15 protein-coding genes are annotated in these 12,878 nt (G+C 39.4%); 8 read left to right on the top strand and 7 right to left on the bottom strand.

From position 1 onward, the window contains the following. The first annotated feature begins 94 nt into the window (after positions 1-94). From HWV01_RS10505 to HWV01_RS10495, 3 genes are all read left to right on the top strand, one after another. A complete protein-coding gene (locus HWV01_RS10505) occupies positions 95-2,527 on the top strand; it encodes a YgiQ family radical SAM protein (protein ID WP_211675333.1) in 2,433 nt (810 codons plus the stop codon). A gap of 224 nt (positions 2,528-2,751) precedes the next feature. Beyond that, positions 2,752-3,270 (top strand): aminoacyl-tRNA deacylase, encoded by a 519-nt coding sequence (locus HWV01_RS10500; RefSeq protein WP_249185520.1) that lies wholly within the window; start codon positions 2,752-2,754, stop codon positions 3,268-3,270. A gap of 46 nt (positions 3,271-3,316) precedes the next feature. Continuing rightward, on the top strand, positions 3,317-3,598 hold the full coding sequence (locus HWV01_RS10495) for a hypothetical protein (RefSeq protein ID WP_211675332.1): 282 nt from the start codon (positions 3,317-3,319) through the stop codon (positions 3,596-3,598). Positions 3,599-3,605: 7 nt separating this feature from the next. Here the strand turns inward: HWV01_RS10495 and HWV01_RS10490 are convergent, their stop codons facing one another. After that, complete coding sequence (locus HWV01_RS10490) at positions 3,606-3,914, bottom strand: carboxymuconolactone decarboxylase family protein (RefSeq protein ID WP_211675330.1); 309 nt, start codon at positions 3,912-3,914, stop codon at positions 3,606-3,608. 148 nt (positions 3,915-4,062) lie between these two features. Further along, on the bottom strand, positions 4,063-4,596 hold the full coding sequence (gene mog, locus HWV01_RS10485; RefSeq protein ID WP_211675328.1) for a molybdopterin adenylyltransferase: 534 nt from the start codon (positions 4,594-4,596) through the stop codon (positions 4,063-4,065). Positions 4,597-4,845: 249 nt separating this feature from the next. On the opposite strand from mog, the gene dcuC reads away from it, so the two are divergent. Continuing rightward, entirely contained in the window at positions 4,846-6,213 is a 1,368-nt protein-coding gene (gene dcuC / locus HWV01_RS10480; protein ID WP_211675326.1) for an anaerobic C4-dicarboxylate transporter DcuC, read from the top strand. An 82-nt stretch (positions 6,214-6,295) separates the two neighbouring features. Here the strand turns inward: dcuC and HWV01_RS10475 are convergent, their stop codons facing one another. Next, positions 6,296-6,715: a cupin domain-containing protein gene (locus tag HWV01_RS10475; protein ID WP_211675324.1), complete on the bottom strand. Its 420-nt coding sequence runs from the start codon at positions 6,713-6,715 to the stop codon at positions 6,296-6,298. Between the two features lie 158 nt (positions 6,716-6,873). Between HWV01_RS10475 and HWV01_RS10470 the strand changes: the two genes are divergently transcribed. Beyond that, entirely contained in the window at positions 6,874-7,539 is a 666-nt protein-coding gene (locus tag HWV01_RS10470) for an HAD family phosphatase (RefSeq protein WP_211675322.1), read from the top strand. A 94-nt stretch (positions 7,540-7,633) separates the two neighbouring features. Continuing rightward, entirely contained in the window at positions 7,634-7,798 is a 165-nt protein-coding gene (locus tag HWV01_RS10465) for a hypothetical protein (protein ID WP_211675320.1), read from the top strand. Positions 7,799-7,817: 19 nt separating this feature from the next. On the opposite strand, the gene HWV01_RS10460 is transcribed toward HWV01_RS10465, so the two are convergent. The 3 genes from HWV01_RS10460 to HWV01_RS10450 all read right to left on the bottom strand — a co-directional run bounded on the left by HWV01_RS10460 (position 7,818) and on the right by HWV01_RS10450 (position 10,214). Continuing rightward, the gene (locus HWV01_RS10460) at positions 7,818-8,117 is read right to left on the bottom strand and encodes a hypothetical protein (protein ID WP_211675318.1); all 300 of its coding nucleotides are present in this window, start codon (positions 8,115-8,117) and stop codon (positions 7,818-7,820) included. A gap of 228 nt (positions 8,118-8,345) precedes the next feature. Next, complete coding sequence (locus tag HWV01_RS10455) at positions 8,346-9,503, bottom strand: iron-containing alcohol dehydrogenase (RefSeq protein WP_211675317.1); 1,158 nt, start codon at positions 9,501-9,503, stop codon at positions 8,346-8,348. A 15-nt stretch (positions 9,504-9,518) separates the two neighbouring features. Beyond that, complete coding sequence (locus HWV01_RS10450) at positions 9,519-10,214, bottom strand: type 1 glutamine amidotransferase domain-containing protein (RefSeq protein ID WP_211675315.1); 696 nt, start codon at positions 10,212-10,214, stop codon at positions 9,519-9,521. 168 nt (positions 10,215-10,382) lie between these two features. Here HWV01_RS10450 and HWV01_RS10445 point away from each other — a divergent pair, with 168 nt between their 5' ends. Both HWV01_RS10445 and HWV01_RS10440 read left to right on the top strand, forming a co-directional pair. Beyond that, positions 10,383-11,312, top strand: coding sequence for a LysR family transcriptional regulator (locus HWV01_RS10445; RefSeq protein WP_211675313.1), 930 nt, complete (start codon positions 10,383-10,385; stop codon positions 11,310-11,312). Positions 11,313-11,398: 86 nt separating this feature from the next. Further along, a complete protein-coding gene (locus HWV01_RS10440) occupies positions 11,399-11,782 on the top strand; it encodes a hypothetical protein (RefSeq protein WP_211675311.1) in 384 nt (127 codons plus the stop codon). Between the two features lie 91 nt (positions 11,783-11,873). Here the strand turns inward: HWV01_RS10440 and HWV01_RS10435 are convergent, their stop codons facing one another. Then, complete coding sequence (locus tag HWV01_RS10435) at positions 11,874-12,734, bottom strand: PA4780 family RIO1-like protein kinase (RefSeq protein WP_211675309.1); 861 nt, start codon at positions 12,732-12,734, stop codon at positions 11,874-11,876. Positions 12,735-12,878: the final 144 nt, after the last annotated feature.

Raw genomic sequence — 12,878 nt, 5'->3', positions numbered from 1 at the left:
ACGGCTGGCTTTCTCTTTTTTGTATTTATTCCAGCCGTGAAAATAGCCTTCGCAATTAACTTTGCGCACTAAAATTAATACCCAAGAGTACTTTATGCAAACTGCCAAAGATCTTTTTTCATATCCAAAATTTCAGAATCGGGTGACAAAACCCGCACCATTTTTGCCAATGACACGTGCAGAGATGGACAAACTCGGTTGGGATAGCTGTGACGTTATTGTTGTTACAGGTGACGCGTATATCGATCACCCAAGTTTTGGTATGGCTATTATCGGCAGAACCTTAGAAGCACAAGGCTTTCGTGTCGGCATCATCTCTCAACCCGACTGGGAAAGTGCAGAACCGTTTAAAGAGCTAGGTCGCCCGAATCTATTTTTCGGCGTAACTTCCGGTAACATGGATTCGATGATTAACCGTTATACCTCGGATCTCAAATTACGTCATGATGATGCTTATACACCAGGTGACATCGGCGGAAAACGTCCTGACCGTGCCGTATTAGTTTACACTCAACGCTGTAAGCAAGCATTTAAAGATGTACCTGTCGTTATTGGTGGTATTGAAGCCAGTTTACGCCGTATTGCGCACTATGATTATTGGTCAGATAAAGTACGTGGTTCAGTGCTACCTGACTCAAAAGCCGATATGCTGATTTACGGTAATGCAGAACGCCCCTTAATCCAAGTGGCACATCGTCTTGCAAGTGGCGAATCAATTAAAGACATTCAAGATGTTCGTGGTACAGGCGTGATGCTAAAAGAACCACTACCAACTTGGAAAGGTATTGACTCACGAACACTCGATACTCCAGGCAAGATTGAACCAATTATCAGCCCTTACACTGAAATTGATGAAACCTGTTCTAAACAAGATAATGAACAAGTGATTGATAATTCTGATGCTGATGTGGCGAAACCTATCGTAATGCAAGCGCCTAAGCAGATGCCTTGGCACGAAACTTATATTCGCCTGCCTGACATGGAAACAGTGAAAAAAGACAAAATGTTATACGCACATACGTCACGTGTATTCCATCAAGAAACAAACCCTGTTTCATCTCGTGCATTGATCCAAAAACACGGTGCGCGTGAAGTATGGTTAAATCCACCAGCAACTCCACTAGCAGAAGGTGAGATGGATGGTGTATTCGATTTAGAATACGCGCGTCTGCCACATCCAAGTTATGGTGATGAGAAGATCCCTGCATACGATATGATCAAAACATCGATCAATATTATGCGTGGCTGTTTTGGCGGTTGTTCTTTCTGCTCAATTACAGAACATGAAGGACGTGTAATTCAAAGTCGTTCGGAAGACTCTATTGTCAAAGAAATGGAAGCAATCCGCGATAAAGTGCCTGGTTTTACCGGTGTTATTTCCGACCTTGGTGGACCAACAGCAAACATGTATAAGCTGGGCTGTATGAGTGCAAAAGCGGAAGCAACTTGTCGCCGCCTTTCGTGTATCTTTCCAGCAATTTGTACGCACATGGACACAGACCATACACCTACCATCGATCTCTACCGTCGCGCACGTAAAGTTCCGGGTATTAAAAAGATCTTGATTGCATCAGGCGTACGCTATGATTTAGCGATTGAAGATCCACGTTACGTGAAAGAATTAGTAGAACATCATGTCGGTGGTTACTTGAAAATTGCGCCTGAGCATACCGAAAAGTCACCACTTGATATCATGATGAAGCCAGGTATGGGCACGTACGATAAGTTTAAAGAAATGTTTGATCGTTTCTCTGCTGAAGCTGGCAAGAAACAATACCTTATTCCTTACTTTATCTCTGCACACCCAGGGACTAATGACAAAGACATGCTTACTTTAGCCTTATGGTTAAAACAGTATAAGTTTAAGCTTGATCAAGTACAAAACTTCTACCCTTCACCACTTGCTAATGCAACAGCCGTGTATCACACAGAGCTTAACTCATTACATAAAGTACGTGAAACAGATGGAAAAGTGGTTGTGCCAAAAGGCGCACGTCAACGTCGTCTGCACAAAGCGCTTTTACGTTACCACGATCCAGCTAACTGGCCAATGATTCGCGAATACCTGCTCAAAACGGGTAATCGTCATTTAATTGGTCGCGGTCCAAAACATCTAGTACCACCAGAAAGTTTGGCCGAAAAACAAGCACAACGCAGCAATACAAAACCACATCTTGGTAAAGGTGGTGCTAACAGTAAGGGTAAGCCGAATACCAGTAATAAAGGTGTTAAACAACAACGTGCTCAACCAGGTACTAAGCAGTTCACTAATGCGTTAACTAAACACACAGGTCTTGCTCCACAAGAAGGTGTTGGCATTAACGAAAACGGTAATAAAGGCGGTAACAAACCTAACCGTAAAAAACCCACTGTAGGTGGCAATAACAGCACCAACGGCAGTAAGAATGCGAATGGTAGTGTTAAAGGTGGTGGATTCAAGAAGCCATCAGGCAACCGTCCAAGCGCTAACAAGTCAGCAAATAAAGGTGGTCAAGGCCAGCAAGCTAAACGCAGTAACAAACGTTAAGCATTAACGCACTATATTGCCTAAGTTAAATATGTAAATACTAAAGGGTAAAATGTTTATGCATTTTACCCTTTTTCTATTCACCACCCACCAGTCAATACGTCATGATTTCTTTTACTGAGCTTATCTCGTAACCCGTCATTAAAATAATTAACAACTATAATTAAAGCTCCTAAACATTCTTGATAAATGTATTAGCGCATTAACCGCTAGGGAGGTTGATTATGCTCATGCGAAAAATCACCCATTATTTAGATCAGGCTTATATAAACTACCAAAGTGATCATCACCCACCCGGCTATACTGCTCAGCATGTTGCTGAATTTAGCAAGACTAACGGTATGTCTTTTGCTAAAACTGTCATAATAACAGCTGATACTAAGCTTGTTATGATTGTTATGCCCGCCCCTTACCTCATTGACTTCGATAATATTGCTTTTTCTATTGGCGCTCGTTACGTTAACTTAGCCTATGAACACCAGTTCAGTAGTATGTTTCCTGATTGTGAAACAGGTGCAATGCCTCCATTTGGTCATTTGTTTAACATGCCTGTTTATATGTCAGAAGAACTAGTGAAACAAGAGGAAGTAAGTTTTAATGCTGGCGATCATGCTGAAACTATTAAAATGAAAACATCAGATTTAATAGGATTAGTACAACCAACAATTATCAGTTGTGGTTTTCATAAATCTGGTAGTGGTTATCATCATGAACATGCTAGGCAAGGTAAATTAAGACATTAAAAACACGCTAAATAATTCCTATCAACGACCAGAGGAACTTTAAGTCATGAGGATTTGCGGCACGTTATTAACAAGCTCAGAAAGTACATTAGCTAAAATAAAAGGTCAATCAAACTGGCAACAAGAGATCGATGCACTTAAATCAAATTCTGATGAACAAGCGGTGATAGACATCATCACCGCCAATATAGTCCTCACGATTCAATGCAGCGGCATAACAATGATTGGTGAGCTATACAAAAATATCAACGCCTATGCCCAAGACGCATCACAGCATATTAAAATTGATGTAGATAATGTCATTCACAAGGTAATGCGTAATCTATAGGTTTAGACTATAACTTTTCATCTGCCCAACTCATTGCAGCCATAACGCAAGGAAAACCCAATGTGCTTGTGAGCAGCAGTAATGCATGGCGAATTTCATCAACGCTTACGCCAGCTTCAAGTGCCCTTTTGGCATGGCTATGAACAGCACCTTCAGAACGAATGGCTGCAGCGGCAGCTAATTGAATTAACTGTGCGGTTTTTTCATCTATTGGTCCTTCCTGTTTTGCCACTTTACCAAGAGATTCGACAGCACTAATCAACTGTGGGTGTCTTTGTTTTATCTTTAAATATTGAGTAGATGGATTTGCGGCCATGAAGTGATCCTATATTTATTATGATTGGTATCACTACAAAATTAGTTCAAGATGCAAAAAAAGCTAAACCCCTTACACTAAAAAACATTACAGGCGATTAGCGACAGCTAATCGTCGACTTTCATTGGGAGGTTGAATAAATGGTCTATTATTTCGCTTTTGGGCGGAACGGTTTAACCACCGACTCATCACATTCAAGAAAAGGGCCATCCATCAAATCAATACAATAAGGGATCGCTGGAAATACAGCATCTAAACATTCCCGGATTGATTTTGGTTTACCCGGCAAGTTAACGATTAATGAATCTGCACGTAATCCTGCCGTTTGACGAGAAAGAATTGCAGTTGGAACAAATTTTAGCGATTCTGCACGCATTAACTCGCCAAATCCAGGCATCATACGATCACAAACAGCTTCTGTCGCTTCTGGCGTTACGTCACGCTTAGCAGGGCCTGTGCCACCTGTAGTAACAATCAAACTGCAGTTTTGCTCATCGGCCATTTTGATCAATGTTGCTTCAATCACATCTTGCTCATCTGGAATAACTTCATAAACAGGTTCCCACTCAGAAATCAGGTACTCATTCAATACAGAGATAATGGCTTTACCAGAAAGATCTTCATATATGCCAGCACTGGCTCTATCACTTACTGTCACAATACCGATTTTAGCTTTAGTCATGTTTATTCCATATAGCCTATTTGATTAATGCACTAATTTTAACCGAAGCTAATGAGTCTGTAAAATCAACGAATTGATCTGGCTCAAACTATCCTTTGAGAGTTTATTAAACCCTGATTTAGATCATGAATAGTTGTGTTAGCTATCGCGACAACATCTCTTTATAGGTACATTCAGCTGCAAAGGAAACATTATTTTAAAGGTTAAAATACTGTTAATTACGCATTTGAATACAATAAAGAGGTTTCAATGTTAGAGTTATTCATTGGTTTAATCGTGACTGTCGGTGTCGGTTACTTCATCGTCAAAGAATACAAGGCAGCGGGAGTATTACTCACAGCTGGTATTACACTACTTATCATAACAGGCTTACTTGGCAAGCAAATTCTCCCTTCAAGTATAACAAGCACAGGGAATACCATTACAGACTCATTAGAATTTGTTAAATATATGCTGCAATATCGTGGAGGCGGCTTAGGGATGCAAATCATGTTGTTATGTGGTTTTGCATCTTACATGACAAAAATTGATGCCAACAATGTTGTTGTTAAACAATTTTCAAAACCATTATCACTTATCAAATCTCCTTACACCCTCCTTGTTGCCGCTTACATAGTTGCCTGCTTAATGTCACTGGCGGTAAGCTCTGCAACAGGACTTGGTGTATTACTTATGGCTACCTTATTCCCAATGATGACAGCAATGGGAATATCTCGACCAGCTGCTGTTGCTGTTTGTGCATCTCCTGCTGCTATTATTTTGTCACCAACATCTGGCGATGTTGTTGTAGCCGCAGAAAAATCAGGATTACCACTACATGTGTTTTCTGTTGAAACCGTACTACCCGTATCTATTTGTGCCATCCTAGTGATGGCAGCTGCGGCATTTTTATGGAATCGTTATTTAGACAAAAAAGAAAACACGCCAATGGTAAAAACTGACATATCAGAAATAACAGTAACTGCGCCGGGTTATTATTCCATCCTACCATTCCTACCTATCATAGGTGTTTTTGTATTTAATGGCTCAACAATTAAAGGGCTAGAACTTGATATCTACACTATCGTAGTTTTTTCCATTTTCATTAGTGCTGTTATCGACTTTATCACTAAACGGTTAGATGGGAAGGCAACCTTAGAAGACTTAGAGTCTTGCTATGAAGGGATGGCAAATGCTTTTAAAGGTGTCGTCATGCTATTAGTTGCTGCAGGTGTCTTTGCACAGGGCTTGATGTCGATTGGTGCTATTGATAATTTAATCGGCCTTGCGGAGGCAGCTGGTGCAGGCGGATTTGCATTAATGCTCATTTTAACAGGTCTCACTGTAGCTGCAGCAATAGCAACAGGCTCAGGCAACGCCCCTTTCTATGCATTTGTTGAACTTGCTCCTACACTGGCCGGTAAAATGGGCTTAAACCCAGCGTTCTTAATTATCCCGATGTTACAAGCATCGAACCTCGGTCGTACTGTGTCTCCGGTAGCGGGTGTCATTGTAGCGACAAGTGGTATGGGAAAAGTCAGTCCATTTGAAGTTGTTAAGCGAACGTCAGTACCCGTATTAGCAGGTCTAATTACCGTTATCGCAGGTACTATGGTTCTTGTTCCTATGTATGCTTAGCTTGAAGCCTTCATTTAAAAAAAGATAATAAGACATTAATTTATCAAAAGGCTAGGATAAAAAACCTAGCCTTTAACTCTAATTATTTATGCTTAATTGTTAAAGGCTCCCCTTCAACGCCAGCATAAAAAACAACAATTTCAGCTGGTACATCACCTTTATTTATTCCGTAATGCCATTTGTTGATAACTTCAACAAGCGTATCGCCTGCTTTAAGCTCCAAAACCTCACCGTCTTGAGTTACAACAGTTAATTCACCACTCACTAAATAACCAGCATTAATCACCGGATGCTCATGCAAAGGCAACTTAACACCAGGTGCAATATCAATTTTTAAGATCGTAACTTCCGGCTTACCCTTTGGGTAACTCGGAAGCATAGAACCATCCCAGCTAGTTGTCGACTTAGCTAATACTTCAACCGTCACTGGTTTGGATTCAGTTGCTGATACATTACCAGCAACTAAGAGCGCCAAACATAAACCACTCATTAAACCTTTCATAGATTCCCTATCATTCAAATTGTTAATATAGTTCTAGTCCATTACGATATTATCGATACTTTATAGGTAGTACAAACAGTATGTAAACTTAATTATCACGGTTAGATTTGTTATACTCATTTCATTAAATAAGTTGTCATCAATATAGGATACATAAAGTGAATTACCAAGCAGCTATTTTTGATATGGATGGACTTCTTCTCGACACAGAGCGTGTTTGCAAAGGGATCTTTGAAGAAGCATGTGCATCATTATCGATTCCATTTTTAGAAAATGTTTATCTCGATATTATCGGTCGTAATTCTCAAGGCATAGAAAAAGTAATCCGTGCTGGTTACGGCAGTGATTTAGATTATCCAGTACTTCATGATGCATGGCGTATACGTTACAACGCCGTCGTTAAACATCAAGCTATTCCTGTTAAAGACGGTGTTGTTGAGTTACTCACTTGGTTAAAAAATAATAATATTCCTACTGCGGTTGCGACGTCAACACAACAAGATGTTGCAACAATCAAATTAAAGCTTGCTGGCTTAGACCACTTTTTTGATAATTTGACAACAGGATGCGAAGTTAAGAATGGCAAACCCGACCCAGAAATTTACTTGCTTGCAGCAGGTCGTTTAAATATTCAGCCGGAACAATGTTTAGCCTTTGAAGATTCCAATAACGGCGTTTTATCTGCCGTAAGCGCTAATATGCAAACATTTCAAATCCCAGATCTCGTGCAACCCAGTGCTGAAGTTTTAACATTGGGTCATACTGTAAGCGCGTCTTTATCAGACGTTTTAAAGATTCTAAAGCAAAGTAAACAAGCCGCTTAATAAATAACGTTCAATTATCAGCTCTACCTCTAATAACGCTTCTGTCTAAAATCAACTAAAATTATTAATATGCAGGTTATTAGAGGTAATCAATATGTCAGTGTTTAACGAAACGATGCGCCAGAAAGGCCAAGCCGAAGAAGATATGTTCTATGCGAAGTTAGATCTGGAACTTATTGCCGCGCTACATAAAAAACACGATAAAGAGCAGCAACAAGTATTACAGCAAATACCAACGAATTCAGGTTACGATCGTTAGCGCTTAAATCAACAAAACATTATACCGAATCAAAAAATAAAGAGACCAACGCTTTTAAAGCACCGTGATCGACTAGTGTGGCGCTACCAACTAGAAAAATAATCATGCCAGCAATAAAATATTTAAATAATTGATGAACACCATTATCTAAAATAACTTCGGGCGTTGTGTTTTTTAATTGCACTTGGGCTTGTTCTCTATCCACGCTCGTCAATATTTTTTTATGCTGTAAATAATAGTGTAAATTGAATCTCGCGATAGCGGCAAGTAAAAATCCCGATAACATAATTACACCTAACATCCATTCTAAATCAGCCATTACTCTTCCTTAAGTTTCGATAACAACACGATAAGATTATTTAATAAGAACAATATCATTTAGTTATAGCATCGTTGAATTAAAAAAGTATGACACTGGGACTAATAAATGGCTAATCGTCATTTTGTAATAAAAAAAAGGCTGAAATGAATAATCATTCCAACCTTTTCTATTAATGCGTTATTTACTGCTAGTTAACTATTTAAATAAAGTGACCATAATAAGCATTTATAATGCAACTTCTAAAATCTGACGGCTTACTTCCAAAGTGATATTTTTACGCTCACCCAATGCCACCATGCCGTGTTTCTCTAATTTAGCAATTAAGTTGTCAATATCATTAAACGTAATACCTGCATCCGTAAGCCTTGTTGGAACTTCCATTGCTTTAAAAAATGCTTCTGTTTTTGCTATCGCTTGATCGATTTTTTCATCTTCATCGGCAACTGTAATATTCCAGACACGTTCAGCATATTGCAGTAATTTACTGCGCTTGTCTTCACGTAGTACTTTCATTACTGCAGGTAACACGATTGATAAACTACGCGCATGATCAACACCGTGGGCGGCAGTTAATTCATGACCAATCATATGTGTTGCCCAATCATGTGGTACGCCAGCACCAATAAGACCGTTTAACGCCATCGTTGCCGACCACATAATATTACCGCGGATCTCTAAATCGTCTTTAGTCTCAGGTTTTAATGCTTTTGGCCCTTCTTCGATAAGCGTCAGCAATAACCCTTCAGAAAAACGGTCTTGTACTTTCGCGTTAATGCTATACGTCATGTATTGTTCCATAATATGAACAAATGCATCAACAACACCATTACTGATTTGACGATCAGATAAGCTTAAGCTCACTGCTGGATCTAAAATCGCAAACGTTGGACGTACTAATGGACTACCAAATGATAACTTGCTGCCATCACGTGTAATAACAGCACCACCATTTGACTCTGAACCCGTTGCTGGTAACGTTAATACTGCACCCAATGGTAATGCTTTAGTAATTGGTGCGTATTTACTTAGGATATCCCAAGCATCATCGCCTTCAAATACAGCTGCAGCTGCAATGAATTTGCTGCCATCAACAACAGAACCACCACCGACTGCAAGAATGTAATCAACATTGTGCTCATTAATAACATCGACAGCTTTAATTAATTGGTCATAAGTTGGGTTTGGTTCGATACCTGAAAACTCAACCCAGTTATGTTCAGACAATGCAGCTACAACTTGGTCATATACACCATTTGACTTAATTGAACCACCGCCGTAAGTCACTAATACTTTAGCGTCTATTGGGATTTCTTTGCTGATCGCTTTAATCTGATCATCACCAAAATGAATGCGAGTTGGGTTTTGAAACGTAAAATTCAACATATTTGTTTCCTAGTATTAAGCGTGTGCGATTAGTTTTTCTGCGACTAATGCTGAAGACGCTGGGTTTTGACCTGTGATGATTAAACCATCTTGTACGGCAAATGGCGTCCAATCAGCAACTTTCTGATAGTCTCCGCCACGCTTTACAAGCTCATCTTCTAATAAAAAAGGTACGATATCAGTTAATTGTACAGCATCTTCTTCTGTATTTGAAAACCCTGTTACCGCTTTATCTTTAATTACATACTCACCTTCAGGCGTTTTAACGTTTAGTAGCGCCGCACTTGCATGACAAACAGCTGATACTGGTTTGTTATTCGCAATAAACGCAGCTAATAAATCAATTGATGTTGTGTTGTCAGTTAAATCCCATAATGGACCGTGGCCACCAGGATAAAATACCGCATCAAAGTCTTGTTCTTTAACATCGATTAATTTAACTGTTGTCGCTAGGGCTTTTTGTACGACATCATCAGCATCAAAGCGACGAGTTGCATCCGTCTGCATGCTCTCATCTGCACTTTTAGGGTCAATTGGTGGCTTACCACCAGCAGGTGATGCCAGCGTAACAGTCATTCCAGCATCAACAAATACATAATAAGGTGCAGCAAGTTCTTCAACCCAGAAACCTGTTTTCTCACCTGTATTGCCCAAATCTGCATGTGATGTTAATACCACTAAAATATTCTTACTTGTGCTGTTCTTATTCATGATAGTTCCCTCTCTGTCTGAGCTGTTATACATACTGTATGCGTGTTAACAACGAATAGAGACAGTCTATACCTCAATGTAAAATCTAACAATGCAGAGTAAATTGACTACACTGTTCAACATTTTGATACAATAAAGTGTGTTGTTATCTTTAGCTGGATTTTATTAATGAATGTTTCTTTTGAACAATTAAAAAGTATGGTTGTTTACGCACAAATAGTGGAACAAGGTACACTTTCTGCTGCAGCGAAGCACTTAAACCTATCTCGCGCTGTTGTCAGCTACCACCTTAAAAAACTTGAGACTCAATTAGGTCTCAAGTTACTTAACCGAACAACCCGTAGTTTTACACTGACAGAAGCGGGTCAACAGTACTACCAACACTGTCAAGAAATAGCACAACAAGCTGAAGCCGCAAATCAACAAATCGAGAATTTAAAGCACGAGCCTGAAGGATTGATAAAAGTAACATGTCCGGTTAATGTCGGATTACAGATAATTGTCCCTGCTTTAAACATGTTCAAGATCCAATTTCCGAAGATTGAATTGGACATAATGCTTACTGATGATATCGTTAACATCATGCAGGAGGGCATTGACTTGGCAATCAGAGGCGCCCCGCTTACTGATTCAGGCTTACAAGCGCGTAAATTAATATCGATGAAAACCTGTCTATGCGCATCACCTGATTATTTAAACAAGTACGGTCGGCCAACAACCCCTACCGAACTTGTCGATCATAGCTGGGTGTTATACAAATTAAGTTCAAGCACATTAACACTAACGAAAGGAAGCCGAGCTTACAGCGTAAAACCAAAAGGAAGTGTTAGCACCAATAATGCAGCAGCAAGAACAGCGTTCGTAGAAGGCGGTCATGGCATTGCACGTATTCCTTTTTACGATGCAGCTCCAAAAATCGCAGCCAACAAACTCGAACAACTGTTGTTTGATTATGAACTCTCGAGCATTGATCTATATGGAGTTTTTCCACCAGGAAGCGCGGGTTCGAAAAAACATAGGGTGTTATTGAGTTTCTTAAGGGAACATTTTAATCATTTAGCGAAAAAATGTGACCGCGATCGAACTATTACTTTTTAGGCATTATTTGTACGGTCTAAACCTCTCTAAAAAAAAGTTTGAGGCTAGACTTAAAATTAGTTTTAAACACAAGTGGAGATAAACCAATGCAAGCAGTAGCATTTATAAATGAGAAATCTGTGTTATTAACCGACAATGTGAATAAATTTCTCATGCATAAAATCAGTTACAAAGTATTAAGTAACTTGGTGTGGGATGTTTTACAAGATTGGCAATCTCTAGATGTCATCGACGAAAAAGTATCAGGGGAGAAAGAGCATATATTTTGGTTTCTCATTTTTGAATTACACTATTGGGAGGAGAACACATTAATAAAGGATGCAGAACTGCGTAAAAACTTATACGCCTGTGCCTTGTATCTAGAACGTGAGCAAGATTTACCTAAATTCTGTGTTGGTTTGCGCCCAAATCGATATGTGTCAGAGGAAAGCATTACAAATATGGAGAAAGATATCGTTACATCAGATTAGATTTAAAACATAAGCAGCTAATAAATATGTCTAATAATAGAATGAATACATTAAAAGCCCCTTAGTTGAATTAAACGAGGGGCTAATGGTTTTATTCGACTTCTTCTTCCGCAAATTGAATACGCGCTAAGCGTTCCAATTCTTCTTCTCTTGCTGCATTGATTTCATCTAAAATACCATCTACATCTGCAGATTCTGTATTTTCAATAAACTGACCAGTCAATTCAACATCAATAGTAAGCTCTGCAGCTTCGTATAAAGCCCACATTTCTTTAGCATATTTTGTCTTAAGTAATTCTGGTGCGTATTGCCCGTAATATTGTCTCATATTATCAACATCACGTTCTAACATCCATTTCGCATTGTTGTTTGCTGACGCATCAACCGCTTGTGGCAGATCAATAATAACAGGACCATATTCGTCAACAAGTACATTAAATTCGGATAAATCACCATGAATGAGACCCGCGCAAAGCATCAATCTTGCGTAATGGATCATTTTTCCATGATCAATCACAGCCTGCTCTGGCGTTAATGCAACATCCGCTAAACGCGGTGCAGCAAAGCCATCAGCATCCGTGACCAACTCCATAAGTAATACACCGTCAAAACAACCATAAGGTTCAGGAACGCGAACACCTGCATTATCTAAGCGATATAACGCATCAACTTCGGCATTTTGCCATATTTTTTCTTGTTCATTACGGCCAAAGTTAGAGCCTTTTTCCATTGCACGAGCACGTCGACTATTACGAACTTTACGACCTTCTCGATATTGCACCGCTTGTTTAAAACTGCGGTTCTCTATGTCTTTGTAAACTTTCGCGCAACGGATCTCCTGACCACAACGCACAACGTATACAGTCGCTTCTTTACCACTCATTAACTGACGTAATACTTCGTCAACAAGTCCGTCATCAACAAGAGGTTGTATTCTTTGAGGCACCTTCACTAGTTATTATTCCCTAGTTAACCGTTACATGAACCTAGGATAATAACATTAAGTGAATTTGTTTTAAAAGGCTACCGCCTAATTTATAAACGGTCATCATCGTATTTATTCACCAACTAGCTCAAATTTACCTTCGTAGACTTC

It is taken from the genome of Moritella sp. 5, from assembly GCF_018219455.1.
Taxonomy (GTDB): Bacteria; Pseudomonadota; Gammaproteobacteria; order Enterobacterales; family Moritellaceae; genus Moritella.
This window is presented reverse-complemented; position numbering and strand designations above follow the sequence as displayed.

Excerpts from the sequence above, each read along its gene's own strand:
- HWV01_RS10460 (WP_211675318.1), bottom strand. The coding sequence starts at position 8,117 with ATGGCTGATTTAGAATGGATGTTAGGTGTAATTATGTTATCGGGATTT.
- HWV01_RS10505 (WP_211675333.1), top strand. The coding sequence starts at position 95 with ATGCAAACTGCCAAAGATCTTTTTTCATATCCAAAATTTCAGAATCGG.
- HWV01_RS10445 (WP_211675313.1), top strand. The coding sequence starts at position 10,383 with ATGAATGTTTCTTTTGAACAATTAAAAAGTATGGTTGTTTACGCACAA.
- HWV01_RS10500 (WP_249185520.1), top strand. The coding sequence starts at position 2,752 with ATGCTCATGCGAAAAATCACCCATTATTTAGATCAGGCTTATATAAAC.
- HWV01_RS10440 (WP_211675311.1), top strand. The coding sequence starts at position 11,399 with ATGCAAGCAGTAGCATTTATAAATGAGAAATCTGTGTTATTAACCGAC.
- mog (WP_211675328.1), bottom strand. The coding sequence starts at position 4,596 with ATGACTAAAGCTAAAATCGGTATTGTGACAGTAAGTGATAGAGCCAGT.
- HWV01_RS10450 (WP_211675315.1), bottom strand. The coding sequence starts at position 10,214 with ATGAATAAGAACAGCACAAGTAAGAATATTTTAGTGGTATTAACATCA.
- HWV01_RS10455 (WP_211675317.1), bottom strand. The coding sequence starts at position 9,503 with ATGTTGAATTTTACGTTTCAAAACCCAACTCGCATTCATTTTGGTGAT.
- dcuC (WP_211675326.1), top strand. The coding sequence starts at position 4,846 with ATGTTAGAGTTATTCATTGGTTTAATCGTGACTGTCGGTGTCGGTTAC.
- HWV01_RS10465 (WP_211675320.1), top strand. The coding sequence starts at position 7,634 with ATGTCAGTGTTTAACGAAACGATGCGCCAGAAAGGCCAAGCCGAAGAA.
- HWV01_RS10495 (WP_211675332.1), top strand. The coding sequence starts at position 3,317 with ATGAGGATTTGCGGCACGTTATTAACAAGCTCAGAAAGTACATTAGCT.
- HWV01_RS10490 (WP_211675330.1), bottom strand. The coding sequence starts at position 3,914 with ATGGCCGCAAATCCATCTACTCAATATTTAAAGATAAAACAAAGACAC.
- HWV01_RS10475 (WP_211675324.1), bottom strand. The coding sequence starts at position 6,715 with ATGAAAGGTTTAATGAGTGGTTTATGTTTGGCGCTCTTAGTTGCTGGT.